Consider the following 24,729-nt stretch of genomic DNA (forward strand, 5'->3'; position numbering starts at 1 on the left):
TAATCGATCACTGCGCACGTTCTGAAAGAACAGGGTCGCCGGCTTTGGGGCCGCTTCGCGACCCAGCGGGAGCAAGCTCCTTCGCCACAGGGGTTCTCGGTCGTTCTTACAACCGCTGAATGCTCACCGAGCCTGCCGCCCCGGCAGGCCCAGGCTGGCCATCGGCACCGGGGCGACCGCTCTTGCCGCCATCGGCTTTATAGACAATGCAGCCCTTGGCCTTGCCGCCCGCCCCCGGTTTGCCACCCGGTCCGGCCGCGCCACCGACTCCGCCCGCCACCTCGACCTTGATCTGCTCCGCCGGATAGTCACGCGGCACTTCCAGTCGAACCAGCGCCCCCGGCGCACCGGGTTGGCCGTCGCTGCCGTCACTGCCATCGAAGCCGCGACCGGCCTGGCCCCAGGTGCAACCCGGTGCTTGGCCGTTGGCCCCGTCAAGACCGACAAAACCCGGGGCGCCCGCGCCACCGCGAGCGTCTACCGACAATTGCGGCGCCTTCAGCGCTTTGATCTGCAAATTCAGATTGCGCCCGGAGCGGGCAGCCTTGAGATAAGTCCCGGGGGCGCCCCGCGCGGTGATCTGGCTGCCTTCGGCCAACTCGGCCCGGCTGACCTTCAACGCCAGAGCCTGTTCGCTCGGCACAATGGCGATCCGCGCTTCGCGTCCCAGGTGCAGCTCGCCGACCGTCACTTCGGTCACGTTCGAGGGAATCAGCAAGGTGCCGTAATCGGCGACTTCCAGTCGTTCCAGTTGCAGGGAGCTGGCGGTGTTGGGCAAGCGCATCAGCGAGTTGGTTTCAACACTCACCACCTGAGCGCAGGCCAATGGGCTGATGAGTGCGGCGAGCAGACAGAGTTTACGCATGGGAAGCCTTCGCAGTGGCCGGGGCCGGAATGGTTTGCAGGTGGAAAACGCCGAAAAAGACAATCTTCAGGCGATCACGCCAGGGGTGGGCTCGACCTTTGAGGCTGCGATTGCAGAACACCAGCTCCAGAAGATGAGCCAGCGCCAACAGGCTGCCAGCCAGATCGACCAACAGGTGCAGTGGACGAACAAACGGTATGAGCAGATTGACCAGCACCACCAACCAGAACAGCAGGGTCAACAACTTCCCCAGCCCCCAAAACACCTTCATACGCTCCCCCGTCGAGAATTATTATTTGCACGCACCATAACGGCTTACACGCGGGATAAGCCAGAGGGCAACGGAAAATTCTTCCGAAAGGCATCGAATGGCCGCCGGGTCAACCTTGACGGCCATCCGACGGCTCTATCACGGGCCTCTTGATCACGGAGCCTAGCGATTGATGTGCAACTCCACACGACGGTTTTTTGCCCGCCCTTCTTCCGTATCATTGTCAGCCACCGGCTGGGTTTCACCCCGTCCTTCGCTGGTGAGTTTGTTCGGCGCCAGCCCCCGGCTCAACAGGTAGGCCGCCACGCTGCTGGCACGACGTTCCGACAGCTGCTGGTTATAGGCGTCCGAACCCTGACTGTCGGTATGGCCGACGACCTTGACGCTCACCACATCGGCACTCTGCAATTTGGGCATCAACGAATCCAGCTCGCTGCGTGCCTCGGGCGTCAGGTCGGATTTGTTGTACGCGAACAACACATTACTGCTCAGCGTGATGACTTCGGATACCGGCGGTTCAGCAGGTTTTACGCTGGCCGGATATTGCGGTAGCGGGCAACCGTGATGATCGACAGGTGTATTGGCAGGCGTATCGGGGCAACGATCGCGTCGATCGAAAACACCATCACCGTCCTCGTCGCCATCCTGGGCGTAACAGACCAAGCCACCGGTCAAGATACCGAGCGCCGCTCCACCTGCCGCCCAACCGCCACTTTCGATCGCGCCCAGACCGCCGCCAACCAGTCCGCCAATGACACTGCAGATCGGCCAGGTACGTTGATTCAAGGGGGCGGTGCCATCGCTGTGAGTCGCGCAGCCGGTCAGAAGACTACCAAGCAGTAGAACCGGCAAGACGGTCCTTGTGAGAACGCTCATTGTGAATGCTCCTGTGTCACCGGCCCATACCGGTCACACAGGAGTAAAGACCCGCATCCGCGACTGCACAAGCCGCGGAATACAAGGGGGTTAGCGGTCGATTTTGATTTCCGTACGCCGGTTCAGCGCACGGCCTTCAGCGGTTTTGTTATCGGCCACCGGCTGGCTTTCACCGGCACCGGTCACAGACACGAAACTGCTGCGTGGCACGCCTTGGGAAATCAGGTACTCCACCACCGAATGGGCGCGTTTGTCCGACAGTTTCTGGTTGTATTTATCGCTGCCGACGCTGTCGGTATGACCGGTCACGGTCAACCGGGCGCTGGCGGGCTCCTGTTTCAGGCGCGTAGCAACGGTGTTGAGTACCTCTTTATCGGAAGGAGTGAGCTTGGACGAGTCGAACTGGAAGTGAACATCACGGATAACGATGACTTCTTCCTTGACCACCGCCTTCTCTTCGACCACCGGCGCAGGCGCGGGTGGAGGACAGCCGTCGGCATCGACTCGCACACCTCTCGGTGTGTGAGGGCACTTGTCGCGGCTGTCCGGCACACCATCGCCGTCTTCGTCGCCATCGCCATGCACCCAGCAATAAGCCGCTGCCGTGCCGCCGACCAGCAGCGCGCCATACCCCGCCCATGAAGAGCTCTCTGTCGCACCGAGCCCTGCACCGACGACACCACCGACCGCCGCACAGGTCGGCCAGTCGGTTTTCTGCAAACCTGCGCAACCAGTTAACACACTGGTTAGCAGAACCAAAGGTAATGCTGTCCGAACTATGCTCATCTAGTTTTCTCCTGAGGGATCGGCTAATAACCGATTTCAAGGAGTAAAGACCGGACTTTTAATCTCCGCCAGCAATAGGCCATTGCTGTTTTGCCTTATGTTCACGGAAGATCGGCGCTTTTTGCTTAAACACGCTCGACAAGACACGTTAATCTTGGCGTTCTGATTGAGGATCTTCGATGACTGCAAGTATTTCTTCGCGCACGCCCCAGCAGGCGTTGGCCGCATTGCTTGATCGTTACGCCCCGACGCGTCTGTTGCTGATTGGCGCCAGTGAGTTCCCCGCGCTCGAGGCATTCAAACTCGCGCACCCGGATAGCATCGTGGCTTTTGCCGCACCCGGAGCATTGCCGGCCGAACTGGCGGCGCAGCGGTTTGATCTGGCGCTGGTGGTCGATTGCCTCGAACACTTACCCAAGCGCGACGGCCTGAATCTGCTCGGCGGGATACGCAACCTCAATGCCAGTCGCATTGCGGTGTTGGCCGACTTGCCCGCCAGCGGTTGGCAGGAGACGGATTTTTTCTCCCTGGCCCTGCAAGCCAGCGAACGCTTCCAGCGCGACGATCAAGTGTTGACGTTGTTTACCTACGATCTGCTTGACTACAAACAGGTACCCGACTGGCTCAACTCACGCTTCTGGGCCAATCCGGAAAACTTCGGGAAATACTGGTGGTAACGCAATGAGTACATCCATTTGCCCTTGCGGCAGCGGCACGCTGCTCGATGCCTGCTGCGGTCATTACCATGCCGGCCATCCGGCCCCCAGCGCCGAAGTCCTGATGCGTTCGCGCTACAGCGCCTATGTGCTGGGGCTGGTCGACTATCTGGTGGCCACCACCCTGCCCGCGCAACAGGCCGGCCTGGATCGCCAGTCGATCAGCGACTGGAGCGCCCAGAGCACCTGGCTGGGCCTGGAAGTGGAAGGCGCCGAGGTCTTCGGCGGCCAGCCGGAGCACGCCTTCGTCACCTTCACCGCTCGCTGGCACGACGGCAGCGGCGAACACAGCCACCGCGAACGTTCGTCATTCGTGCAGAACGCCGGCCGCTGGTACTTCATCGACCCTACGGTGCCGCTCAAGGCCGGGCGCAACGATGCGTGCCCGTGCGCCAGCGGGCAGAAGTTCAAGAAGTGCTGCGCGAGTTATTTCGGCGCTTGAGGTGCCCCCTGTAGCAGCTGCCGAAAGCTGCGTTCGGCCGTAGCAGCTGCTACAGCGAGGCAGCTGCTACAAAGGGAGAAACACGACCATGATCACCGGACGATTCGCGCTCTATCTGTTCACTTTGCTGCTTCTGTTTTCAGGAGTCGGCGGCTGCGCCTCATGGTTCAGCAACGACTTGCCAGACCCGCAAGTGCATCTGGTCAAGGTCGAGGTGGTCCGGGCCAAGTTGCTGGAGCAGAAATTCCTGCTGCATTTTCGCGTCGACAACCCCAATGACGAAGACCTGACGGTGCGCGCCCTGGAATATCGCATTCATCTGGGGGACGTCCTGCTGACCGAWGGCGAGCACGAACATTGGTTCACCGTCGGCCCCAAGCACAGTGCCTACTTCAAGGTGCCGATCCGAACCAACCTGTGGCCCAGGGTTCGGGATGTGGTGAAACTGCTGAAAAAACCCGAGCAACCGATTCCCTATCGTCTGGAAGGCACACTTGAAACCGGTTTATTCATCGCGCACTACGTGCACCTGGCGCGCAATGGCGTGATAATCGCCGCCGATTTAATTCCGGAGTGACCCCGATGACCCAGCAACCCCACGTCCATGGCCCTGACTGCAACCACGATCATGACCATCACGACCACCATGATCACGACCATGGCCATGTCCACGGCCCAAACTGCGGCCACGCCCACCAGGAACCGGTGCGCAACGCCCTGAAAGACGTCGGTCGCAACGACCCTTGCCCCTGCGGCAACGGCAAGAAATTCAAGAAGTGCCACGGGGCTTGAGGATTCGGGCGAATAACTTCTTCGCCTGTTGAATCGCAAATCCCTGTAGGAGCGAGGCTTGCCCGCGAAAAGGGCGCCACGATCAATCAGAAAAACCGCGTCATCGTTCTTCGCGGGCAAGCCTCGCTCCTACAAGTTGATCTGCACCCCAAAAGTTGGACACCAATCCTAATTTTGGGGTCAGTTCAAGGTTTCAGTCGTTCATGAGAATGCTCGCGGCGCTAACGACCGTCGCATATTCCCCATGCAGATTCCCCAGCGACATCGCATGCACTTCTTCAGCTGAATGGGCATTGCCGAAAAAGTCCGCCTTGTCGAAGGTAAAGCACGCATCCTCCACAACCCACGCCTCAAACCCCAGATTCCCAGCCGTTCGCGCCGTGGATTCCACCGAGTTGTGCGTCGCCACGCCAACGATGATCAACTGATCGATCCCCGCCTCGCGCAAACTCGCTTCCAGCCCGGTCGAGCAAAACGCATCCGGCACTTGTTTCTGTATCAGCCACTCACCGATCGATGGCTGGAAGCGCTCCTGAAACTCCACCCCCGATTGCTGCGGCCAGAACACCGAATCCACAGAGCGGGACAGGTGCTGCACATGAATCACCGGCCGCCCGGTGCGACGCCAATGCCCCAATAACTCCAGGATGCGCTCTTCGGCCTGAGGGTTGTTTCGACGGCCCAACTTGGGATGCAGGATGCCTTTTTGTTGATCGATGATGATCAGCGCCGCGTTTGTCTTAAGTTCCATGCCGACTTTTCCCATGCGAGGCCATTGAATTTGCCGCACTACAGCATCGCCTCTTGCTACCGGCAAGCCAGCAAACGCAAACAGGACGACCTGATGCCGGCGATCACCGAAAAGAAATAACCCAGCCGCCGCTTGCGCGTCCACCTCCTGCTCACTAACGTAGCGCCTTTGTCGCGTCACTACCCCCGCAGGAGCTTTGCCATGGCCTCGCCAGCCCTTACACATTTTCTTCCCCGGTTCGGCGTTGCCGCAGCAGTGGCCGGTGTTTTGAGCCTGACCGGTTGTCAGACATGGAACGCCCAGGACACCCTCCCGCCCACCTCCGGCGTGCAAGCGCTGAAGGGCCTGGCGCAAAACGTTTCGGTTCGCCGCAATGCCATGGGCATGCCGCTGATCGAGAGCAACAGCTTCCACGATGCGCTGTTCACCCTCGGCTACGTGCACGCCAGCGACCGCATCAGCCAAATGGTCACTCTGCGCCTGTTGGCCCAGGGCCGTCTGGCGGAAATGTCCGGCGCGGACCTGCTCGATGCCGACCGCTACATGCGTGCGGTCAACCTGAAGAAAAGCGCGGATGAGCTGTATAAGGCCTCGTCGCCACGCCTCAAGCGTTTCTTCGAAGTCTATGCCCGCGGGGTCAACGCCTACCTGTTCCGCTACCGCGACAAGCTGCCGGCGGACCTCGCGGCCACTGGCTACAAACCTGAATACTGGAAACCGGAAGATTCGGCGCTGATTTTCTGCCTGCTGAACTTCAGCCAGTCGGCGAACCTGCCGGAAGAAATTTCCTCGCTGATGCTGGCCCAGACTGTCAGCACCGACAAACTGGCGTGGCTGACCCCGTCCGCTCCCGACGAAAAACTGCCGGTGGCTGAAGCTGAAAAACTTCAGGGCATCAAACTCACCGGACAAATCCCGGGGCTGAACGAAATCAGCAAAGCCACTGGTCAACTGTCGGATCTGAATCTGCTGGGCGCTACCTCCTCGAACAACTGGGCGATCGCCCCGCAACGCAGCCGCAGCGGCAAGAGCCTGCTGGCCAGCGACAGCCATGGACCGTTGGGCGTCCCGTCGCTGTTCAGTTACGTGCAGATTCGCGCGCCGAAATACCAGGCCTCCGGCGTAACCATTGCCGGGTTACCGATGGTGCTCGCTGGTTTCAACGGCAAAGTGGCGTGGAGCATGACCTCGGTCATGGGCGACAACCAGGACGTGTTCCTGGAAAAAATCAAACGCCAGGGCAATGGCCTTTCCTACGAAGTGGGCGGCAAATGGCAGCCGGCGATCGTGCGCAACGAAACCTATTTCGTCAAAGGCCAGCGGCCGATTCGCGAAGCGGTGTACGAAACCCGCCATGGGCCACTGCTCAACAGCGCTCAGGGCACGGCGCTGGCGAATGGTTTCGGCCTGGCCCTGCAGGCGCCGGACTTCACCGATGACAAAACCCTGGACGCCTTTTTCGACCTGTCCCGGGCGCAGAGTACCGAGAGAGCGTCGGACGCTAGCCGTGAAATCCGCGCCATCGCCCTGAATCTGGTGTTTGCCGATGCCAGCAATATCGGCTGGCAAGTCACCGGGCGCTACCCGAACCGTCGCGAAGGCGAAGGCTTGCTGCCGTCGCCGGGCTGGGAAGGTCGCTACGACTGGGACGGTTACGCCGACCCGATGCTCCATCCGTATGACCAGGACCCGGCGCAGGGCTGGCTCGGCACCGCCAACCAGCGGGTCATTCCCCATGGCTACGGCATGCAGCTGTCCAATTCCTGGGCGGCGCCGGAGCGTGGCGAACGCATGGCCGAACTGGCGGGCGTGGGCAAACACGACACCCGCAGCCTGATCGCCATGCAATACGACCAGACCACCACCTTCGCCGCCAAGCTGAAGAAGATGTTTGAAGCGCCGGGCATGGCCCAGCCACTCAAGCAGGCCATCGAAGCGTTGCCGGTGGCCGATCGCGGCAAGGCTCGCGAGGCGTATACCCGCTTGATGGCCTTCGACGGCAAACTCAGCCCGACCTCCGCCGACGCGGCGATTTACGAGCTGTTCCTGCAGGAAAGTACCAAACAGATTTTCCTCGACGAACTGGGCCCGGAAAGYAGCCCGGCGTGGAAAGCCTTTATCGCCAACGGCAAATTATCCTACGCGGCCCAGGCCGATCACCTGCTTGGGCGTGAGGACAGTCCGTTCTGGGATGACGTGCGCACCGCGCAGAAAGAAGACAAACCGGCGATCCTGGCCCGTAGCCTGGCGGCTGCGATCAGCGCGGGCGACAGCCAGTTGGGCGGCGATCACAAAGCCTGGCAGTGGGGCAAACTGCACCGCTACGAGTGGAAAAACGCCAGCGGCCAGACCGTGCGCGGTCCGCTGGCGGCCGGCGGCGATCACACTACGCTCAACACCGCCTCGTTCGCCTGGGGTCAGGACTTCAACACCACGCAGGCCCCGGCCATGCGCTTTATTGTCGACTTCGGCCAGGCCGAACCGCTGATGGGCCAGAACGCTACCGGCCAATCCGGCAACCCGGCCAGCCCGCACTATCTCGACAGCGTCGATCCATGGCTCAAAGGTCAATACATGAGCCTGCCGATGCAGCCGCAGAACTTTGACAAGGTGTATGGCAAGACGCGGTTGACGCTGACGCCTGGCAAGTAACATCAAAAGATCGCAGCCTGCGGCGGCGCCTACAGGGGATTCGCACCCATCTGTAAGCGCTGCCGCAGGCTGCGATCTTTTGTTATTAATCTCTGTGAAAATAAATAGAACTTCTCGTTTCGGGCAAACCTCCTAGCTAACAGGCCTCTCCATTCTGGTAACAATATGGACCTTGTTATCGCACGTCCTGAAGGTTTGTACTGCCCGCCCGGGGATTTCTATATCGACCCGTGGCACCCCGTCGAGCGCTCAGTCATCACCCACGCTCATAGCGACCATGCTCGCCGTGGCAACCAACACTATCTGGCGGCGGCACCGGGTGCGGGCATTCTGCGCGCGCAGCTGGGCCAGGACATCAACCTGCAAACGCTGCCCTATGGCGAGCCATTGCTGCACCATGGCGTAAAACTGAGTTTTCACCCCGCAGGCCACATGCTCGGCTCAGCCCAGGTGCGGCTGGAATGCGGCGGTGAGGTTTGGGTCGCCTCCGGTGATTACAAAACAGAGCCCGACGGCACCTGTGCACCGTTCGAACCGGTGCGCTGTCACACCTTCATCACAGAATCGACGTACGGCCTGCCAATTTACCGTTGGCAACCCCAGGCGCAGATCCTTGCCGAGATCAATCAGTGGTGGCAGTCCAACGCCGCAGTCGATAAAACCAGCGTGCTGCTCTGTCATGCTTTCGGCAAGGCTCAGCGGATTCTTCATGGCCTCGATGCCGGCCTGGGCCCCATCCTGGTGCATGGTGCGGTTGAGCCGATCAATCAGTTTTATCGTCAGAGCGGCATTCATTTACCGCCAACGATTTATGCCAGCGAAGTAAAAAAGCAGGACCCGATGATGCGCAAAGCTCTGGTCCTCGCGCCGCCTGCAACGGGTACCGGCAATTGGGTACGGCGCTTCGGCGACTACAGCGATGGCCTCGCCAGCGGTTGGATGCGTTTGCGCGGCACGCAGCGGCGGCATGGCGTGGATCGTGGTTTCGTGTTGTCCGATCACGCCGATTGGCCCGGCCTGCTCTGGACCATCGAACAGTCCGGGGCCGAACGGGTGAAGGTCACCCATGGATCGATCGGAGTGCTGGTACGGCATCTGCGCGAACAGGGCCTCGATGCCATGGGGTTGCGCACCGAATACGGCGACGATGAGAACAACGCAGCCTTCGAACCCGAGAGCGCCGAGGTGCAGGCATGAAAGCCTTCGCCGAGCTGTATGCCGAACTCGATGCCACCACCTCAAGCGACGCCAAACTGGCGGCGATGCAGCATTACTTCGCCCAGGCCACGCCCGAAGATGCCGCCTGGGCGGTGTATTTGCTGGCCGGCGGGCGGCTTCGGCAATGGGTGCCGGTACGGGTGCTGCGCGACATGGCAATCGCGTGTTCCGGGCTCTCGCCCTGGTTGTTCGAGGAAAGCTACCAGGCGGTGGGTGATCTGGCGGAAACCATTTCGCTGGTGCTGCCCGAAACGCCTCACACGTCTACCGACAGACTGACGGTGTGGATTGAGGACAAACTGTTGCCACTGCGCAGCGCGCCCCCGCGGGTCCTCGCTGAACGCCTGCCCGCGCTGTGGGCGCAACTGGATCGCCAGGGCCTGATGCTGTGCATCAAACTGATCACCGGCAGTTTCCGTGTCGGTGTCTCCAAATCGCTGGTCACCCGCGCCGTGGCAGCAATGGCCGGGCTCGACGGCAAACGCGTGGCCCAGCGACTGGTGGGTTACACCGCCCCGTCACACCGCCCGAATGCCGCGAGTTACCTGAAGCTGATTGCCCCCGAAGCACCCGATGAACACGCCCAACGGGGTGGCCAACCCTACCCGTTCTTCCTTGCCCATGCGTTGTCGCAACCGGTTGAGCAGTTCGAAGCGCTGCTCGGCCCGGCCAGCCAATGGCAAGTGGAGTGGAAATGGGACGGCATCCGCGCCCAAGTGGTCAAGCGCGATGGGCGCTTGTGGGTCTGGTCGCGAGGCGAAGAACTGGTGACCGAACGGTTCCCCGAACTGGGCAGCCTGATTCACGACTTGCCCGACGGCACGGTGATCGACGGTGAAATCGTCGCCTGGAAAACCGCGCCCTCGGGCTCTGGGAACGCTTGCGAGCGGCAATCGCCTGCGTCGCTGGCGGTGCAGCCTTTCGCCCTGCTGCAAAAACGCAGCAGCCGTCACACGCTGGACAAGAAAATCCTCGATGAGGTGCCCGTGGTCATTCAGGCCTTTGACCTGCTCGAATGGCAGGGCCAGGATTTGCGCAACCAGACTCAGGCCATGCGCCGCACTCAGTTGGAACACCTCATCACCACCTGCGCAAACCCGGTGTTACTTGCCTCGCCCATGTTGATCGGCGAAGACTGGTTCGACCTCGCCCGCCAACGGGAAGCCTCTCGCAAACTGAAGGTCGAAGGCATGATGCTCAAGGCCCGCGATGCGCAGTATGGCGTCGGGCGGAACAAAGACACGGGCGTGTGGTGGAAATGGAAAGTCGACCCGTTCAGTGTCGATGCGGTGCTGATCCATGCGCAGCAGGGTCATGGCCGCCAGGCCAGTCTCTACACTGATTACACTTTCGCCGTTTGGGACGGCCCACCCTGTGCCTGCGAGCGGACACTGGTGCCTTTCGCCAAGGCCTACTCCGGGTTGACCAACGAAGAAATCCGCCAGATCGACAGCCTCGTGCGCAAGACCACGGTGGAAAAGTCCGGATCTGTGATCCGTGTGAAACCAAGCCTGGTGTTTGAGCTGGGATTCGAGAGCATTGCCCCGTCGAAACGGCACCCGAGCGGGATTGCAGTGCGGTTTCCGCGGATATTGCGCTGGCGGCAGGACAAGTCGGTGGAAGAAGCTGACAGCCTGGCGACGTTGCAGGATTTACTGGCTTGATCCGACTCTTGTGGCCCCTGCCTTTGTAGCAGCTGGCGAAGCCTGCGTTCGGCGGCGTAGCCGTCGTGCATCCAGCTGATGCGGTCCGCCTGACGCACCGCAAGTTCTGATTTTGCGACTGCTGCGCAGCCGAACGCAGCCTCGCAGGCTCGACAGCTGCTACACAAATAGCATCAAGATTTAATGGGTATCAGCTTCCCTGTGCACCATCCAGACGCAAGAATCTGGCAGCGCCCGTTTTCGTGCACAAATCGTGCTTTGCCATTTCCTGTGCCACCTTTTAAAACGCTTGTTCGGGACTCTGGTTCGGAAATTGCTACTTTTAATAGGTCTTACGCTTTTCAGTAACAGTACTTCTGCGCCACAAGCGCTCATATTGGTTCTTAGGGATTGAATAATGAAAAAAGCATTGCTGACCCTTTCTGCACTGGCGTTGTGCATGGCTGCCGGCTCCGCGCTGGCAAAGGAATACAAAGAATTGCGTTTTGGTGTTGACCCTTCCTATGCGCCGTTCGAATCCAAGGCAGCCGACGGCAGCCTGGTGGGCTTCGACATCGACCTGGGCAATGCAATCTGCGCCGAGCYGAAGGTCAAGTGCAAATGGGTCGAAAGCGATTTCGACGGCATGATCCCAGGCCTCAAGGCCAATAAATTCGACGGTGTGATCTCTTCGATGACCGTCACGCCGGCTCGCGAAAAAGTCATCGACTTCTCCAGTGAGCTGTTCTCCGGCCCTACCGCCTACGTGTTCAAGAAGGGCTCCGGCCTCACCACTGACGTCGCCACGCTGAAGGGTAAAACCGTCGGTTACGAGCAAGGCACCATTCAGGAAGCCTATGCCAAAGCCGTGCTGGACAAGGCCGGCGTGAAAACCCAGGCCTACGCCAACCAGGATCAGGTGTATTCCGACCTGACTTCCGGTCGTCTCGACGCCGCGATCCAGGACATGCTGCAAGCCGAACTGGGCTTCCTGAAGTCGCCAAAAGGCGCCGATTACGAAGTCAGCAAGCCTGTCGACAGCGAATTGCTGCCAGCCAAAACTGCTGTCGGTATCTCGAAAGGTAACAAAGACCTCAAGGCACTTCTGGACAAAGGTATCRAAGCGTTACACGACGATGGCACCTACGCCACCATTCAGAAGAAACACTTTGGCGATCTGAATCTGTACAGCGGCAAGTAATGCCCGGCGCCCATCTCGCGATGGGCGCTTTTTTCACCCGATCAGGTTGCTGATTTATGTTTGAAAACCTATTACAAAACCTGGGGCTCTCAGCCTTCAGCCTTCAGGGCTTCGGTCCGTTGCTGTTGGAAGGCACTTGGATGACCATCAAATTATCGGTGTTGTCGCTGTTGGTGGCCGTGTTGCTCGGCCTGCTGGGCGCCAGTGCCAAGCTGTCAAAAGTCAAACTGCTGCGCGTGCCGGCGCAGATCTACACCACGCTGATTCGCGGGGTACCAGACCTGGTGCTGATGCTGCTGATCTTCTACAGCCTGCAAACCTGGCTGACCTCGTTAACCGACCTCATGGAATGGGAATACATCGAGATCAACCCGTTCAGCGCCGGGGTCATCACCCTGGGCTTCATTTATGGCGCGTACTTCACCGAAACGTTCCGCGGGGCGATCCTCGCCGTGCCACGGGGCCAGGTCGAAGCCGCCACCGCCTATGGCCTCAAACGTGGCCAGCGTTTCCGTTTCGTGGTGTTCCCGCAAATGATGCGCTTCGCCCTGCCGGGCATCGGCAACAACTGGATGGTGATGCTCAAGGCCACCGCGCTGGTCTCGATCATCGGYTTGGCCGACCTGGTCAAGGCGGCGCAGGACGCCGGTAAAAGCWCCTATCAACTGTTYTAYTTCCTGGTGCTGGCCGCMTTGATYTACYTGCTGATCACCAGTGCCTCCAACGTCGTCCTGCGCTGGCTCGAACGCCGCTACGCCGCCGGTGCCCGGGAGGCCGTACGATGATCGAACTCTTGCAGGAATACTGGAAACCCTTCCTTTATACCGACGGCTACAACATCACCGGCCTGGCCATGACCATGTGGCTGCTCAGTGCGTCGATCTTCATCGGCTTTCTGGTGTCGATCCCGCTGTCCATCGCCCGGGTTTCCCCCAAGCTCTACCTGCGCTGGCCGGTGCAGTTCTACACCTATCTGTTTCGGGGTACGCCGCTCTATATTCAGCTGCTGATCTGTTACACCGGCATCTACAGTCTGGCGGCCGTGCGCGCGCAGCCCGTCCTTGATGCGTTCTTTCGCGATGCGATGAACTGCACGATCCTGGCTTTTGCCCTGAACACCTGTGCCTACACCACGGAAATCTTCGCCGGGGCGATTCGCAGCATGGCTCACGGCGAAGTCGAGGCGGCCAAGGCCTACGGTCTGTCTGGCTGGAAGCTCTATGCCTACATCATCATGCCGTCGGCGCTACGTCGCTCGTTGCCTTACTACAGCAACGAAGTGATCCTGATGCTGCACTCGACCACCGTGGCGTTCACCGCGACCATCCCGGATGTCCTGAAAGTCGCGCGCGACGCCAACTCGGCGACCTTCCTGACCTTCCAGTCGTTCGGCATCGCCGCGCTGATCTACCTGACCGTTACCTTTGCGCTGGTCGGCCTGTTCCGCCTCGCCGAACGCCGATGGCTGGCCTTCCTCGGGCCGACTCACTAGGACAATTCGTACATGCGCCACCAGATTCATGACCTGCTGGCCCCACTGCCGGGGACCGTGCGACAGATCCACAGCTTTCACTTCGGCCCCCAGGCGGCCAAAGGCAAGATCTACATCCAGTCCTCCCTGCACGCCGATGAACTGCCCGGCATGCTGGTGGCCTGGCACCTCAAACAGCGTCTGGCGGAGCTGGAAGCCGCCGGTCGGCTGCGCAGCGAAATCGTGCTGGTGCCCGTGGCCAACCCGGTCGGCCTGGAACAAGTGTTGATGGACGTTCCATTGGGCCGTTACGAGCTGGAAAGCGGGCAGAACTTCAATCGCTGGTTCGTCGACTTGAGTGAAGAAGTCGGCAACGAGATCGAAGGCTTGCTGGGCGACAATCCACAACGCAACCTCGAACTGATCCGCAGCAGCCTGCGCGACGTATTGGCGCGCCATACCGCCAGCACGCAACTGCAATCCCAACGCCTGACCCTGCAACGACTGGCTTGCGATGCGGACATGGTGCTGGACCTGCATTGCGATTTCGAAGCCGTGGCACACCTCTACACCACGCCCGAAGCCTGGCCTCAGGTCGAGCCGCTGGCGCGTTACATCGGTGCCGAAGCCAGCCTGTTGGCCACCGACTCTGGTGGCCAGTCATTCGATGAATGCTTCACCCTGCTCTGGTGGCAGTTGAAAGAACGCTTCGGCGAGCATTTCGATATTCCGCTGGGCAGCTTTTCGGTCACCGTCGAATTGCGCGGTCAGGGCGACGTTAATCACCCGTTGGCCAGCCTCGACTGCCAAGCGCTGATCGATTATCTGATTCACTTCGGCGCGATTGCCGGTGAGCCGGCGCCCTTACCGGAACTGCCCTACCCGGCCACGCCGCTGGCCGGCGTCGAACCGGTCGCGACACCCGTGGGCGGACTGCTGGTGTTTACAGTCCTGCCCGGGGAATACCTGGAGGCCGGGCAACTGATCGCCGAAGTCATCGACCCGATCAATGATCGCGTCACCCCTGTTCATTGCACCGTCGCCGGGCTGATGTACGCCCGTTCGCTGCGGCGCATGGCCACTGCCGGCATGGTAATCGCCCACGTCGCGGGCACCGAAGCCTATCGCAGCGGCTATCTACTTTCGCCTTGAGGATGCATGCCCCATGTACAAACTGACCATCGAAGGCCTGCATAAAAGCTATGGCGATCATCAGGTGCTCAAAGGCGTTTCGCTCAAGGCCAAAACCGGCGACGTTATCAGCCTGATCGGCGCCAGCGGCTCGGGCAAAAGCACCTTTTTGCGCTGCATCAACTTTCTAGAGCAACCCAACGACGGCACCATGAGCATGGACGGCCAGAACATCCGCATGGCCAAGGACCGTCACGGCATCCATGTGGCCGACCCCGATGAGCTGCAACGGATCCGCACCCGCCTGGCCATGGTGTTCCAGCACTTCAACCTGTGGAGCCACATGACGGTGCTGGAAAACATCACCATGGCCCCGCGGCGGGTGCTCGGTTGCACCAAGGCAGAAGCCGAGGACCGCGCCCGACGTTACCTCGACAAGGTTGGCCTGGCGCCGCGTGTGGCGGATCAGTACCCGGCGTTCCTGTCGGGCGGTCAGCAACAACGGGTGGCCATTGCCCGTGCGCTGGCCATGGAACCTGAAGTCATGCTGTTCGACGAACCAACCTCAGCACTCGACCCGGAACTGGTGGGCGAAGTGCTCAAGGTAATTCAGGGCCTGGCCGAGGAAGGCCGGACCATGATCATGGTCACCCATGAAATGAGCTTCGCCCGCAAAGTGTCGAGCCAGGTGCTGTTCCTGCATCAGGGGCTGGTGGAAGAAGAAGGCGCGCCGGAAGACGTGCTGGGCAATCCGAAGAGTGAGCGGTTGAAGCAGTTCTTGAGCGGCAACCTCAAGTAAAACGCCACCTTCCCGTGGGAGCGAGCGATGCTCGCGCCCACAAAAGCGGGTATCAGACCACAGGTGCGGGAGGTGGCTCATCCGGCAGGGTGGGCTCTCCGGGTTCTGTCGGATCTTCATTGGGGGTGTCGGGATCAGGCTGATGGGGGATGCCCCCTGCCATGCTGACTGGCGGATGCGCCAACAAGGACCAGGCCAGCACACCAACCTGATTGGGCTCGAGCCTTGCCAGTTCGGCACTTATTCGCGGATCGATCTTCATGAAGCACTCCTGAGCGATGGCCCGATCCGCCTTGCGCGAATCGGAGCAGTACACCCCATAGAGTGTACGCCCGCCCAGGAATTCCAACGGTTTGTCAGACGGTTGACTCAGGTACGCGGCAGGGTCACGCCACGCTGGCCCTGATACTTGCCGCCACGGTCCTTGTAGGACACTTCACATTCCTCGTCGGACTCGAGGAACAGCATCTGCGCAACGCCTTCGTTGGCGTAGATCTTCGCCGGCAGGTTGGTGGTGTTCGAGAACTCCAGGGTCACATGGCCTTCCCACTCGGGCTCGAGCGGAGTCACGTTGACGATGATGCCGCAGCGGGCGTAGGTGCTCTTGCCCAGACAGATGGTCAATACGTTGCGCGGAATGCGGAAGTATTCGACGGTACTGGCCAGGGCGAAGGAGTTTGGTGGGATGATGCACACGTCGCTGTGGATGTCGACGAAGCTGCCAGCGTCGAAGTTTTTCGGATCGACGATGGCCGAATTGATGTTGGTGAACACCTTGAAATGATTGGTGCAACGCACATCGTAGCCGTAGCTCGACACACCATAGGAGATCACACGACTGTCGTCACTGCCGCGCACCTGACGTTCCACGAAAGGCTCGATCATGCCGTGCTCTTGCGCCATGCGGCGAATCCACTTGTCCGATTTGATGCTCATGGCGGGTGTCCTGAATAGCGAGGCGGAAAAATTCTGTCCGGCATCTTACCGGGCAGGCGCTCCGGGTTCAAAGTCTGGGAGACAATTCTCGCCGTTCCCCCGTGAATTCCGGGGCCTCACCGCCATGTTATTAACCGTCAGTCATTAAAAAAGAGAAACCTTCGCACGAACCATTGGCACGTTCCGGAAAAAGGGTTAAGGTGGCGCCACTGTGCTGCTTGTGTCACTGAGAATCTCTACACGATATGTTGAATTTCGATCCAACCATCTACAAGAATTTTTCCTGCTCTTTGCACTCAGTCTCGGCCAGGGTTCTTCCTGAGTCGCAGTTATCTTTGTTCAAGGAGTTACACCATGTCTAATCGCCAAACCGGTACCGTTAAGTGGTTCAACGATGAAAAAGGCTTCGGCTTCATCACTCCACAATCCGGTGACGACCTGTTCGTTCACTTCAAAGCTATCCAATCCGACGGCTTCAAAAGCCTGAAAGAAGGCCAACAGGTTTCTTTCATCGCTACCCGCGGTCAGAAAGGCATGCAAGCTGAAGAAGTTCAAGTTATCTAACTTGTACTTGCTTTAGTAAAAGGCCCCGCCCTTAAAAGCGGGGCTTTTTTGTGCCTGTGTGTTTTGTGAGGCAACAAAAAATCGCACCCTTCGGCGGCACCCACAAGTGTGGAGCTGCCGAAGACTGCGATCTTTTGATCTTCCAGCGTGTTACCAGGCCACGCCAAACCCTGCGGTATATCGGGTCTTGCTCAGGTCAGCCTCATCGCTGCCGCTGATAATGTCTCTCTCAGCCTTCAGATTCAGCGATGCCCAATCAGTGACTTTGTAGCGCAGACCGACCTCGGCATCGAGGGCGTAATCCGCGACACCCGACAAAGGCTTACCCACCTCACCCTTGGTGAAGAACTCAACCTTCTTGCCGACCAGATAACGGTTGTAGTCCCACTTCATCGCCAAGGAATAGAAATTTTCCTTGCGGCCATTGGAATACTCATAGTCGGTGTTATTCAAGAGCGACCCTAGGGAGAAGGCGCCCAGTTCGTCATCCCAGAACTGATAACCGGGGCCGGTACCGATGGTGCGCTGCCGGGACAGCTCTTCGACCTTGTCGCGCTTGTAATTCAAACGACCTTGCCAGAACCACTTATCGGTAAGGAATCGGTCCAGAGAATACTCGGCACGCCAGTTATCAGTGGTAACGACGCTATCCTGGAACTCGCGGTTGTACTCACCTTCCGCCGTATGACGCCACCGACCATGACGCGCGCTGGTTTTGAAGCCGACATCATAATCATCGGTATCTTTTTCGGCCCGCCGATAATCCAGGGCCATGTCGACATTACCCTTCCACACCAAATCCTCGACCACCGGCTTGGGCTTGAGCATCTGCTGAATGCTGGCCAACTCCACAGTCTTGGGGCCATCGCCGTTGGCCAGGATGACCTTGCCGTCCTCCGCCGCATGCAGCGACTTGGCCTTCTCGCCAGTGTAAGCATCCTGTTTGACCAACATTTGCTGATCGCTTTCCAGGGTTTTGACCTCTTTCCAGTCAATCGGAACCGCACCGGCATACGGGGTCTGGATCAACAGCTTGCCGCCATCGAAGAGCGTAATCTTGCCGCTCAGCTTGTCACCGTTCTTCAACCAGACCGTATCGGCGAGCAAGGGAGTGGATGCACTGACGACAGCGAGGCACAGTAAGGTTCTGGGCAACATAAGCGAATCAAAAGCTCAACTTTGCGAAAAAAAATCGGCAWTATTCTTGGAAATAAGGCCCTGGCAAGGACTGACCCGGCTATTTCTATTGAGTTCATTTCTCAACTGACAATCCAGGATTTACCCTACAGACGGTCAATGCGTATTTTTTTCAGGAACCCGGACGTGACCGACTCAACCGCTGAAACCGAAAGCGCAGCGCAAATCCGACGCACGGCGCTCTACCTGACCCTGGCACAAGTGCCCGAGGGCAAAGTCGTGAGTTACGGTCAGCTCGCCGAACTGGCGGGACTGGGTCGCGCCGCCCGCTGGGTCGGGCGAACATTGAGCCAACTGCCCGGTGACACTAAATTGCCCTGGCATCGCGTGCTGGGTGCCGGCGGTCGGATCAGCCTGCCTGCAGGCAGCCCTTCAGGGGATGAACAGCGGGCCCGATTGCGCATGGAAGGCATCAGTGTTCTGAACAATCGTGTTGATATTCAGCGCCATGGCTGGCGCCCGGTAGAGCACAGCGGTTAGAGTGCGCGCTTTGTTTCCGTAATTCTTGAGGCAGACTCCAGCCCATGCCCCGTAAAACCTGGCGCGCCGCGCTCGCCGCCTATGCCAGCCCCTCGACGCTCGTGCTGTTGCTGCTTGGTTTCGCCGCCGGCCTGCCCTACATGCTGGTGTTTTCGACGCTTTCAGTCTGGCTGCGCGAGGCCGGTGTTGCCCGCGAAACCATCGGCTATGCAAGCCTGATCGGCCTGGCCTACGCCTTTAAATGGGTCTGGTCCCCGCTGCTCGACCAGTGGCGCCTACCCCTGCTCGGCAAGCTGGGCCGACGACGCTCCTGGCTGGTGCTGGCCCAGGCACTGGTGATCCTCGGCCTGATCGGCATGGGTTTCTGCGACCCGCAAAAACACCTGTCCTGGCTGATCGCCATCGCTGTGGTAGTCGCCTTTGCTTCGGCAACGCAAGACATTGCCATCGACGCCTATCGCCTGGAAATCGTCGACGATACCCGCCAGGCTGCACTGGCGGCCAGCTACATGGCCGGTTATCGGGTCGCGGCCCTGCTGGCAACGGCGGGCGCGCTGTTTTTTGCCGAAGGCTTCGGCTCCACCGGTTTCAACTACAAACATGCGGCGTGGACTGGCACCTATCTGCTGTTCGGCATCTTGATGATCCCGGCGCTGCTGACCTCCTTCTTCATGCGCGAACCGCCGGTGCCACTGCGCACTCAGCTTCAGGCCGGACGCTACAGCTTCGTGCACCAGCTGGCGTCGGTGTTCGTGCTGATCGTACTGCTGGTGTCCGTACCGGCCATGTTCACCCAGTTCTACAACACCGACTTCGCCAGCGTGCTATTCAACGGCGTCAGCCTGCTCGACCTGTTGCTCGAAGACCGCGCATTCCTGCGGGCAATCCTCTATACCACGCTCACCGCCCTGTGCTTGTCGGCCATGGGCCGCCGTGGCCTGGCGCCGGTGCTGACGCCGGTCAACGACTTCATTCTGCGTTACCGCTGGCAAGCCCTGCTGCTGCTTGGGCTGATCGCCACCTACCGGATGTCCGATACGGTCATGGGCGTGATGGCCAACGTGTTCTACATCGACCAAGGGTTCACCAAGGATCAGATTGCCAGTGTCAGCAAGATTTTCGGCCTGATCATGACATTGGTCGGCGCCGGTATGGGCGGCCTGCTCATCGTGCGCTTCGGCATTCTGCCCATTCTGTTCATCGGCGGTGCCGCATCGGCGGCCACTAACCTGCTGTTCCTGATGCTCACGGACATGGGCGCCAATCTGCGGATGCTGATCGTCACCATTTCCCTGGACAACTTCAGCTCGGGCCTGGCGACTTCGGCGTTCGTCGCTTACCTGTCGAGCCTGACCAACCTCAAATTCTCCGCGACCCAGTACGCCCTGCTCAGCTCGATCATGCTCTTGTTGCCTCGCCTGATCGGCGGCTATTCAGGGGTCATGGTGGAAAAATTCGGCTACCACAACTTCTTCCTGATCACTGCCCTGCTGGGCGTTCCGACGCTGCTGTTGATCGCCTTGCACTGGTTCCAGGAAAACCGCCGTGCCGGTCCGACCCCGACACCTGAACCGGCTCAGACCCCGGTCACGGAAGAATCGCAGCCTCTTTGATACAGGACGCAGAGGGCGAGCAGATTCTCGCCCTCCAGCCACACAGCCGGCCGCACGCCTGTACGCCAGCAGATCTCGCCCGTACAATGCCCCATTACTTCTCGTTATCAGCAACCGACAACGGCCAACCATGCGCACCAGTCAATTTTTGCTCGCCACACAGAAAGAAACGCCTTCCGACGCGGTCGTCATCAGCCATCAGCTGATGCTGCGCGCCGGCATGATCCGCAAACTCGCCTCGGGCCTGTACACCTGGCTGCCGATGGGCTTGCGAGTGATGCGCAAGGTCGAAGCCATCGTGCGTGAAGAAATGAACGCCGCCGGTTCTCTCGAAGTGTTGATGCCGAGCACTCAACCGGCTGAGCTGTGGCAGGAATCGGGTCGCTGGGAAGAATACGGCCCTGAATTGCTGCGCTTCAAGGATCGCCACGGTCGCGACTTCTGCGCCGGCCCGACTCACGAAGAGGTCATCACCGACCTGATGCGCAACGAGTTGAGCAGCTACAAACAGCTGCCGATCAACCTGTATCAGATCCAGACCAAATTCCGTGACGAAATCCGCCCACGCTTCGGTTTGATGCGTGGCCGCGAATTCATCATGAAGGACGCCTACTCGTTCCATGCCGACCAGGCATCGCTGCAGGTCACCTACGACCGCATGCACCAGGCGTACTGCAACGTGTTCACCCGCCTGGGCCTGAAATTCCGTCCGGTTGAAGCCGACAACGGCTCCATCGGTGGCGCCGGTTCCCACGAGTTCCACGTACTGGCCGAGTCCGGCGAAGACGACATCGTCTTCAGCAACGGTTCCGACTACGCCGCGAACATCGAGAAAGCCGAAGCCGTACCGCGGGAAACCTCTCGTCCACTGCCTGCCGAAGAGCTGCGTCTGGTCGACACGCCGAACGCCAAGACCATTGCGCAACTGGTCGAAGGCTTCAACCTGCCGATCGAAAAAACCATCAAGACCCTGGTGGTGCACGCTGAAGAGAAAGGCAAGCTGATTGCCCTGATCATCCGTGGCGACCACGAACTGAACGAAATCAAGGCCGCCAACCAGCCTGGCGTTGCCAGCCCGCTGGTCATGGCTTCCGAAGCCGAACTGCGCGACGCCATTGGCGCCGGCGCCGGCTCCCTCGGCCCGCTGAACCTGCCGCTGCCGATCATCATCGACCGTTCCGTCGAACTGATGAGCGACTTCGGCATCGGTGCCAACATCGACGACAAGCACTACTTTGGCGTGAACTGGGAGCGCGATCTGCCGGTTCCGACCGTTGCCGACCTGCGCAACGTTGTCTCCGGCGACCCAAGCCCTGACGGCAAAGGCACGTTGGAAATCAAGCGCGGCATCGAAGTCGGGCACATCTTCCAGCTGGGCAACAAGTACAGCAAAGCGATGAAGTGCGAAGTGCTGGGCGAGAACGGCAAACCGGTCACCCTGGAAATGGGCTGCTACGGCATTGGTGTATCCCGCGTAGTAGCTGCCGCCATCGAACAGAACAACGACGAGAACGGGATCATCTGGAGCGACGCTCTGGCCCCGTTCCAGATTGCTCTGGTACCGCTGCGCTACGAAACCGAACAGGTTCGCGAAGCCACCGACAAGCTCTACGCAGAACTGACTGCCGCCGGCTTCGACGTGCTGCTGGACGACCGCGACAAGAAAACCAGCCCGGGCATCAAGTTCGCGGACATGGAGCTGATCGGCATTCCACACCGGATCGTGGTCAGTGACCGCGGCCTCGCCGACGGCAATCTGGAATACAAGAGCCGTACCGAAGCCGAGGCGCAAGCGCTGCCGGTTGCTGACGTGCTGTCTTTCCTCCAGGCCCGTATCCGCCGCTGACACCAGATAGAGACGTCATGTTCAAGCGAAACACCTTAGGCCTCGGTGGTGCCGCCCTGTGCGGCACCCTGCTGGTCAGCGGCTGTGCCAATCACATGTCACAACGCAGCGAGCACGAGGAGCGGGTCGAGCGTAAGTTGCTCGATCACAGCCTGCAGATCGATGTCGGCGAGCCCAAAGTGCTGGAGCTGCCGCAACGCCGGGTGAAAATCCACGAGCAGAAGACCTTCGAAGTCACCGAGTTCGAAGTCACACGCCACTATGACCGCTACACGCCTTACCAACCCTGGAGGGAGATCTATGAGATCCCACTGGGGGCGGTGGCCGTAGTGGCAGGCATCGGTGCGAACGTGGTCAACGTGTTCGCCCTCGGTAATCTGCCGGACAGCGTGACGAAGGATTGGCTCAGCTATGGTTTTGCCGGGCTCAACCCGTTCATGAACGTGCAGTCTCACGGTCGCGCGCAGCAGAACCTGGCGGGCATCGACGAAGTCCAGCGTGACAAGCGCACGGAATACTCGAGTCTGCCCTGGAGCGAGCGTCCGGTGCAGGTGAAGGCCGGCAAGGACACGTTCGAGCTGAGCACCGACCGCAACGGTGTGTTGCGCCTGAACCTGCTGGACAGCCCGTTCGCCGAACATGACCTCAATCATCTGGGCAAGCTGCAGATCAGTGTCGAGGACAACAAGGACGATGTGCACACCAACTCGTCACTGGCGATCAGTAACAACTTGCGCGGCAAGCTGCTCGAAGCCCATGGGCTGATTTACGACGATCTCGAAGACGACGAGGTGAGCCAGTGGGTGCACCGGGTCAAGCGCCTGTCGGAACTGGGTCTGGAAGAAGAAGCCAGCGAATTGGAACAGAGCCTGATCGAACTGACCCGCAACGATCCCGAGTTGCAGGCTGAGTTCCTCAAGTCACTGACCAAGGATGCCGGGCGACTGGTGGCGGATCCGGGGCCGAATTAAGGCCTATTAAAAGATCGCAGCCTTCGACGGCTCCTACATTGGATGGAGTACACCCTGTAGGAGCTGCCGAAGGCTGCGATCTTTTGATTTTAAAATCTCACCGCTCAAACAACTCCAACTGTTCGAACCCGCCCCGCAAATCCTCCAGCCTCACCCCAATCCCCAACAACCGCACCGGTTTCCCGCCGCGATTGAAGGCCTGGGTCAACAACAGCTGATAACTCCCCAGATCCCGCCCTACCCCGGCCTGCTCCAACGTAGTCTGGGTAAAATCGTGGAATTTCACTTTGACGAACGGTTTGCCCGGGCGATAGCTGCTGTCGATCCGCGCCATTCGGCCATTCAGGGACTCCAGCAGCTCCGGCAATTTATCCAGACAACTCACCAGATCCGGCAGGTCCACGTCATAGGTGTTTTCAACGCTGATCGACTGCCGACGACTGTCGTTGTGCACCAACCGCTCATCGATCCCACGGGCCAGGCTCCAGAGTCGCTCGCCGAAGCTGCCGAATTCACGCACCAGCGCCAATTTGTTCCACTCGCGTAATTGCGCGCAATCGATGATGCCGAGCTTGCCCAGTTTGTCAGCGGTCACTTTGCCAACACCATGCAGTTTGCTCACCGGCAAGCCGCTGACAAAGTCGTCCACCTGATCAGGCGTGATCACAAATAGGCCATTGGGCTTCTTCCAGTCGCTGGCGATCTTGGCAAGAAACTTGTTCGGCGCCACACCGGCCGACACGGTGATGTGCAACTGATTGGACACCCGGCGACGAATATCCTGGGCGATTCGCGTGGCGCTGCCACCAAAATGCGCACTCTCCGACACGTCGAGGTAAGCCTCGTCCAGGGAAAGCGGCTCGATCAGGTCGGTATAATCGCGAAAGATCGTATGTATTTCCTTCGACGCTTCTCTATAGGCCTCCATGCGCGGCTTGACGATGGTCAGGTCCGGACACAGTTTCAAGGCATGTCCGGAAGACATGGCCGAGCGCACGCCATACGCCCGAGCTTCATAGTTACAGGTAGCAATCACCCCACGCCGATCCGCCGAGCCGCCCACCGCCAAAGGCTTACCGGCCAGGCGCGGGTCGTCACGCATCTCGATGGCGGCATAGAAGCAGTCACAATCGACGTGGATGATTTTTCGCTGCGTCATATAAAAGCGGTGTTCATGGCGAAGAAATGAAGTATCGGCGTGTCGTACCGGCAGTATCTCACTGACACCTGTATATAGCACCAGTAGTCTGAATCTTCTTTTCAAGCGGTAGGAAAAGTACCGGAGGAATTTATTTTCTCAATCGAAAGCCACCTACCGATAGAGCCAAAAGCCTTGCCCTGCCTGCGTTTCAGCCCGATCCACACCCCCTGCTTTCACCTAAGCGATTGAACAGGAACAGATTTTACCGAGATTGAAGGTTGACAGCCCGGCGATCCTCTGTAGAATGCCGACACACAGACGCGGGATGGAGCAGTCTGGTAGCTCGTCGGGCTCATAACCCGAAGGT

26 protein-coding genes are annotated in these 24,729 nt (G+C 59.6%); 17 read left to right on the forward strand and 9 right to left on the reverse strand.

Annotation, left to right across the window (positions count from 1 at the left end; translation table 11 throughout):
• Nucleotides 1-106: 106 nt before the first annotated feature.
• The 4 genes from AC1DIS_RS21045 to AC1DIS_RS21060 form a co-directional block, all read right to left on the reverse strand.
• Nucleotides 107-865 (reverse strand): collagen-like triple helix repeat-containing protein, encoded by a 759-nt coding sequence (locus AC1DIS_RS21045; RefSeq protein ID WP_064619944.1) that lies wholly within the window; start codon nucleotides 863-865, stop codon nucleotides 107-109.
• Nucleotides 858-1,136: a DUF1145 domain-containing protein gene (locus tag AC1DIS_RS21050; protein ID WP_018926919.1), complete on the reverse strand. Its 279-nt coding sequence runs from the start codon at nucleotides 1,134-1,136 to the stop codon at nucleotides 858-860. The genes AC1DIS_RS21045 and AC1DIS_RS21050 overlap by 8 nt, the downstream gene beginning before the upstream one ends.
• A gap of 162 nt (nucleotides 1,137-1,298) precedes the next feature.
• Nucleotides 1,299-2,012: a PA1041 family peptidoglycan-binding anchor lipoprotein gene (locus tag AC1DIS_RS21055; protein ID WP_477743360.1), complete on the reverse strand. Its 714-nt coding sequence runs from the start codon at nucleotides 2,010-2,012 to the stop codon at nucleotides 1,299-1,301.
• A gap of 90 nt (nucleotides 2,013-2,102) precedes the next feature.
• Nucleotides 2,103-2,798 carry a PA1041 family peptidoglycan-binding anchor lipoprotein gene (locus tag AC1DIS_RS21060; protein ID WP_026286483.1) on the reverse strand — a complete coding sequence of 232 codons (696 nt, stop codon included), beginning with the start codon at nucleotides 2,796-2,798 and terminating at the stop codon, nucleotides 2,103-2,105.
• 179 nt (nucleotides 2,799-2,977) lie between these two features.
• Between AC1DIS_RS21060 and AC1DIS_RS21065 the strand changes: the two genes are divergently transcribed.
• The 4 genes from AC1DIS_RS21065 (at nucleotide 2,978) to AC1DIS_RS21080 (ending at nucleotide 4,748) form a co-directional block, all read left to right on the forward strand.
• Nucleotides 2,978-3,475: a DUF6231 family protein gene (locus AC1DIS_RS21065; protein WP_018926922.1), complete on the forward strand. Its 498-nt coding sequence runs from the start codon at nucleotides 2,978-2,980 to the stop codon at nucleotides 3,473-3,475.
• Between the two features lie 4 nt (nucleotides 3,476-3,479).
• Nucleotides 3,480-3,956 (forward strand): YchJ family protein, encoded by a 477-nt coding sequence (locus AC1DIS_RS21070; protein WP_018926923.1) that lies wholly within the window; start codon nucleotides 3,480-3,482, stop codon nucleotides 3,954-3,956.
• 88 nt (nucleotides 3,957-4,044) lie between these two features.
• Nucleotides 4,045-4,533 carry an LEA/WHy family protein gene (locus AC1DIS_RS21075; protein WP_477781057.1) on the forward strand — a complete coding sequence of 163 codons (489 nt, stop codon included), beginning with the start codon at nucleotides 4,045-4,047 and terminating at the stop codon, nucleotides 4,531-4,533.
• A 5-nt stretch (nucleotides 4,534-4,538) separates the two neighbouring features.
• Nucleotides 4,539-4,748, forward strand: a complete 210-nt coding sequence (locus AC1DIS_RS21080; RefSeq protein WP_007906737.1) for an SEC-C metal-binding domain-containing protein — start codon at nucleotides 4,539-4,541, stop codon at nucleotides 4,746-4,748.
• Nucleotides 4,749-4,941: 193 nt separating this feature from the next.
• Here the strand turns inward: AC1DIS_RS21080 and AC1DIS_RS21085 are convergent, their stop codons facing one another.
• Complete coding sequence (locus AC1DIS_RS21085) at nucleotides 4,942-5,499, reverse strand: cysteine hydrolase family protein (protein WP_018926925.1); 558 nt, start codon at nucleotides 5,497-5,499, stop codon at nucleotides 4,942-4,944.
• 201 nt (nucleotides 5,500-5,700) lie between these two features.
• Between AC1DIS_RS21085 and AC1DIS_RS21090 the strand changes: the two genes are divergently transcribed.
• From AC1DIS_RS21090 to AC1DIS_RS21125, 8 genes are all read left to right on the forward strand, one after another.
• The gene (locus AC1DIS_RS21090; RefSeq protein ID WP_477743359.1) at nucleotides 5,701-8,151 is read left to right on the forward strand and encodes a penicillin acylase family protein; all 2,451 of its coding nucleotides are present in this window, start codon (nucleotides 5,701-5,703) and stop codon (nucleotides 8,149-8,151) included.
• Nucleotides 8,152-8,316: 165 nt separating this feature from the next.
• Nucleotides 8,317-9,348 carry a ligase-associated DNA damage response exonuclease gene (locus tag AC1DIS_RS21095; protein ID WP_477743358.1) on the forward strand — a complete coding sequence of 344 codons (1,032 nt, stop codon included), beginning with the start codon at nucleotides 8,317-8,319 and terminating at the stop codon, nucleotides 9,346-9,348.
• Nucleotides 9,345-11,033 carry an ATP-dependent DNA ligase gene (locus AC1DIS_RS21100; protein ID WP_477743357.1) on the forward strand — a complete coding sequence of 563 codons (1,689 nt, stop codon included), beginning with the start codon at nucleotides 9,345-9,347 and terminating at the stop codon, nucleotides 11,031-11,033. Before AC1DIS_RS21095 ends, AC1DIS_RS21100 begins: the two co-directional genes overlap by 4 nt.
• 397 nt (nucleotides 11,034-11,430) lie before the next feature.
• Nucleotides 11,431-12,213: a transporter substrate-binding domain-containing protein gene (locus AC1DIS_RS21105; RefSeq protein ID WP_477781058.1), complete on the forward strand. Its 783-nt coding sequence runs from the start codon at nucleotides 11,431-11,433 to the stop codon at nucleotides 12,211-12,213.
• A 56-nt stretch (nucleotides 12,214-12,269) separates the two neighbouring features.
• On the forward strand, nucleotides 12,270-12,998 hold the full coding sequence (locus AC1DIS_RS21110) for an ABC transporter permease (RefSeq protein ID WP_477781059.1): 729 nt from the start codon (nucleotides 12,270-12,272) through the stop codon (nucleotides 12,996-12,998).
• Nucleotides 12,995-13,705, forward strand: a complete 711-nt coding sequence (locus AC1DIS_RS21115) for an ABC transporter permease (RefSeq protein ID WP_204125325.1) — start codon at nucleotides 12,995-12,997, stop codon at nucleotides 13,703-13,705. The genes AC1DIS_RS21110 and AC1DIS_RS21115 overlap by 4 nt, the downstream gene beginning before the upstream one ends.
• Nucleotides 13,706-13,717: 12 nt before the next feature.
• On the forward strand, nucleotides 13,718-14,836 hold the full coding sequence (locus AC1DIS_RS21120; protein WP_064619966.1) for a succinylglutamate desuccinylase/aspartoacylase family protein: 1,119 nt from the start codon (nucleotides 13,718-13,720) through the stop codon (nucleotides 14,834-14,836).
• A 13-nt stretch (nucleotides 14,837-14,849) separates the two neighbouring features.
• Nucleotides 14,850-15,614 carry an ABC transporter ATP-binding protein gene (locus tag AC1DIS_RS21125; RefSeq protein ID WP_018926934.1) on the forward strand — a complete coding sequence of 255 codons (765 nt, stop codon included), beginning with the start codon at nucleotides 14,850-14,852 and terminating at the stop codon, nucleotides 15,612-15,614.
• Between the two features lie 52 nt (nucleotides 15,615-15,666).
• Here AC1DIS_RS21125 and AC1DIS_RS21130 read toward each other — a convergent pair whose 3' ends face one another.
• Together AC1DIS_RS21130 and dcd are read right to left on the reverse strand one after the other, a co-directional pair.
• Nucleotides 15,667-15,876 carry a hypothetical protein gene (locus AC1DIS_RS21130; protein ID WP_019580966.1) on the reverse strand — a complete coding sequence of 70 codons (210 nt, stop codon included), beginning with the start codon at nucleotides 15,874-15,876 and terminating at the stop codon, nucleotides 15,667-15,669.
• Nucleotides 15,877-15,983: 107 nt separating this feature from the next.
• Nucleotides 15,984-16,550, reverse strand: coding sequence for a dCTP deaminase (dcd, locus tag AC1DIS_RS21135; RefSeq protein ID WP_007904652.1), 567 nt, complete (start codon nucleotides 16,548-16,550; stop codon nucleotides 15,984-15,986).
• A gap of 354 nt (nucleotides 16,551-16,904) precedes the next feature.
• Between dcd and AC1DIS_RS21140 the strand changes: the two genes are divergently transcribed.
• Nucleotides 16,905-17,114, forward strand: a complete 210-nt coding sequence (locus AC1DIS_RS21140) for a cold-shock protein (protein ID WP_002554837.1) — start codon at nucleotides 16,905-16,907, stop codon at nucleotides 17,112-17,114.
• A 150-nt stretch (nucleotides 17,115-17,264) separates the two neighbouring features.
• Here AC1DIS_RS21140 and AC1DIS_RS21145 read toward each other — a convergent pair whose 3' ends face one another.
• A complete protein-coding gene (locus AC1DIS_RS21145; RefSeq protein ID WP_018926937.1) occupies nucleotides 17,265-18,272 on the reverse strand; it encodes a DUF481 domain-containing protein in 1,008 nt (335 codons plus the stop codon).
• 138 nt (nucleotides 18,273-18,410) lie between these two features.
• Between AC1DIS_RS21145 and AC1DIS_RS21150 the strand changes: the two genes are divergently transcribed.
• The 4 genes from AC1DIS_RS21150 (at nucleotide 18,411) to AC1DIS_RS21165 (ending at nucleotide 23,221) form a co-directional block, all read left to right on the forward strand.
• Nucleotides 18,411-18,791, forward strand: coding sequence for an MGMT family protein (locus AC1DIS_RS21150; RefSeq protein ID WP_219731186.1), 381 nt, complete (start codon nucleotides 18,411-18,413; stop codon nucleotides 18,789-18,791).
• Nucleotides 18,792-18,835: 44 nt separating this feature from the next.
• On the forward strand, nucleotides 18,836-20,404 hold the full coding sequence (locus AC1DIS_RS21155; RefSeq protein WP_018926939.1) for an AmpG family muropeptide MFS transporter: 1,569 nt from the start codon (nucleotides 18,836-18,838) through the stop codon (nucleotides 20,402-20,404).
• Between the two features lie 130 nt (nucleotides 20,405-20,534).
• Nucleotides 20,535-22,250 carry a proline--tRNA ligase gene (locus AC1DIS_RS21160; protein WP_018926940.1) on the forward strand — a complete coding sequence of 572 codons (1,716 nt, stop codon included), beginning with the start codon at nucleotides 20,535-20,537 and terminating at the stop codon, nucleotides 22,248-22,250.
• A 17-nt stretch (nucleotides 22,251-22,267) separates the two neighbouring features.
• Nucleotides 22,268-23,221: a hypothetical protein gene (locus AC1DIS_RS21165; RefSeq protein ID WP_258612619.1), complete on the forward strand. Its 954-nt coding sequence runs from the start codon at nucleotides 22,268-22,270 to the stop codon at nucleotides 23,219-23,221.
• A 97-nt stretch (nucleotides 23,222-23,318) separates the two neighbouring features.
• Here the strand turns inward: AC1DIS_RS21165 and dinB are convergent, their stop codons facing one another.
• Nucleotides 23,319-24,380: a DNA polymerase IV gene (gene dinB, locus AC1DIS_RS21170; protein WP_477743356.1), complete on the reverse strand. Its 1,062-nt coding sequence runs from the start codon at nucleotides 24,378-24,380 to the stop codon at nucleotides 23,319-23,321.
• Between the last annotated feature and the right edge of the window lie 349 nt (nucleotides 24,381-24,729).

It is taken from the genome of Pseudomonas sp. 05N433 (assembly GCF_056396925.1).

Excerpts from the sequence above, each read along its gene's own strand:
- AC1DIS_RS21045 (WP_064619944.1), bottom strand. The coding sequence starts at position 865 with ATGCGTAAACTCTGTCTGCTCGCCGCACTCATCAGCCCATTGGCCTGC.
- AC1DIS_RS21050 (WP_018926919.1), bottom strand. The coding sequence starts at position 1,136 with ATGAAGGTGTTTTGGGGGCTGGGGAAGTTGTTGACCCTGCTGTTCTGG.
- AC1DIS_RS21055 (WP_477743360.1), bottom strand. The coding sequence starts at position 2,012 with ATGAGCGTTCTCACAAGGACCGTCTTGCCGGTTCTACTGCTTGGTAGT.
- AC1DIS_RS21060 (WP_026286483.1), bottom strand. The coding sequence starts at position 2,798 with ATGAGCATAGTTCGGACAGCATTACCTTTGGTTCTGCTAACCAGTGTG.
- AC1DIS_RS21065 (WP_018926922.1), top strand. The coding sequence starts at position 2,978 with ATGACTGCAAGTATTTCTTCGCGCACGCCCCAGCAGGCGTTGGCCGCA.
- AC1DIS_RS21070 (WP_018926923.1), top strand. The coding sequence starts at position 3,480 with ATGAGTACATCCATTTGCCCTTGCGGCAGCGGCACGCTGCTCGATGCC.
- AC1DIS_RS21080 (WP_007906737.1), top strand. The coding sequence starts at position 4,539 with ATGACCCAGCAACCCCACGTCCATGGCCCTGACTGCAACCACGATCAT.
- AC1DIS_RS21085 (WP_018926925.1), bottom strand. The coding sequence starts at position 5,499 with ATGGAACTTAAGACAAACGCGGCGCTGATCATCATCGATCAACAAAAA.
- AC1DIS_RS21095 (WP_477743358.1), top strand. The coding sequence starts at position 8,317 with ATGGACCTTGTTATCGCACGTCCTGAAGGTTTGTACTGCCCGCCCGGG.
- AC1DIS_RS21100 (WP_477743357.1), top strand. The coding sequence starts at position 9,345 with ATGAAAGCCTTCGCCGAGCTGTATGCCGAACTCGATGCCACCACCTCA.
- AC1DIS_RS21115 (WP_204125325.1), top strand. The coding sequence starts at position 12,995 with ATGATCGAACTCTTGCAGGAATACTGGAAACCCTTCCTTTATACCGAC.
- AC1DIS_RS21120 (WP_064619966.1), top strand. The coding sequence starts at position 13,718 with ATGCGCCACCAGATTCATGACCTGCTGGCCCCACTGCCGGGGACCGTG.
- AC1DIS_RS21125 (WP_018926934.1), top strand. The coding sequence starts at position 14,850 with ATGTACAAACTGACCATCGAAGGCCTGCATAAAAGCTATGGCGATCAT.
- AC1DIS_RS21130 (WP_019580966.1), bottom strand. The coding sequence starts at position 15,876 with ATGAAGATCGATCCGCGAATAAGTGCCGAACTGGCAAGGCTCGAGCCC.
- dcd (WP_007904652.1), bottom strand. The coding sequence starts at position 16,550 with ATGAGCATCAAATCGGACAAGTGGATTCGCCGCATGGCGCAAGAGCAC.
- AC1DIS_RS21140 (WP_002554837.1), top strand. The coding sequence starts at position 16,905 with ATGTCTAATCGCCAAACCGGTACCGTTAAGTGGTTCAACGATGAAAAA.
- AC1DIS_RS21145 (WP_018926937.1), bottom strand. The coding sequence starts at position 18,272 with ATGTTGCCCAGAACCTTACTGTGCCTCGCTGTCGTCAGTGCATCCACT.
- AC1DIS_RS21150 (WP_219731186.1), top strand. The coding sequence starts at position 18,411 with ATGCGTATTTTTTTCAGGAACCCGGACGTGACCGACTCAACCGCTGAA.
- AC1DIS_RS21155 (WP_018926939.1), top strand. The coding sequence starts at position 18,836 with ATGCCCCGTAAAACCTGGCGCGCCGCGCTCGCCGCCTATGCCAGCCCC.
- AC1DIS_RS21160 (WP_018926940.1), top strand. The coding sequence starts at position 20,535 with ATGCGCACCAGTCAATTTTTGCTCGCCACACAGAAAGAAACGCCTTCC.
- AC1DIS_RS21165 (WP_258612619.1), top strand. The coding sequence starts at position 22,268 with ATGTTCAAGCGAAACACCTTAGGCCTCGGTGGTGCCGCCCTGTGCGGC.
- dinB (WP_477743356.1), bottom strand. The coding sequence starts at position 24,380 with ATGACGCAGCGAAAAATCATCCACGTCGATTGTGACTGCTTCTATGCC.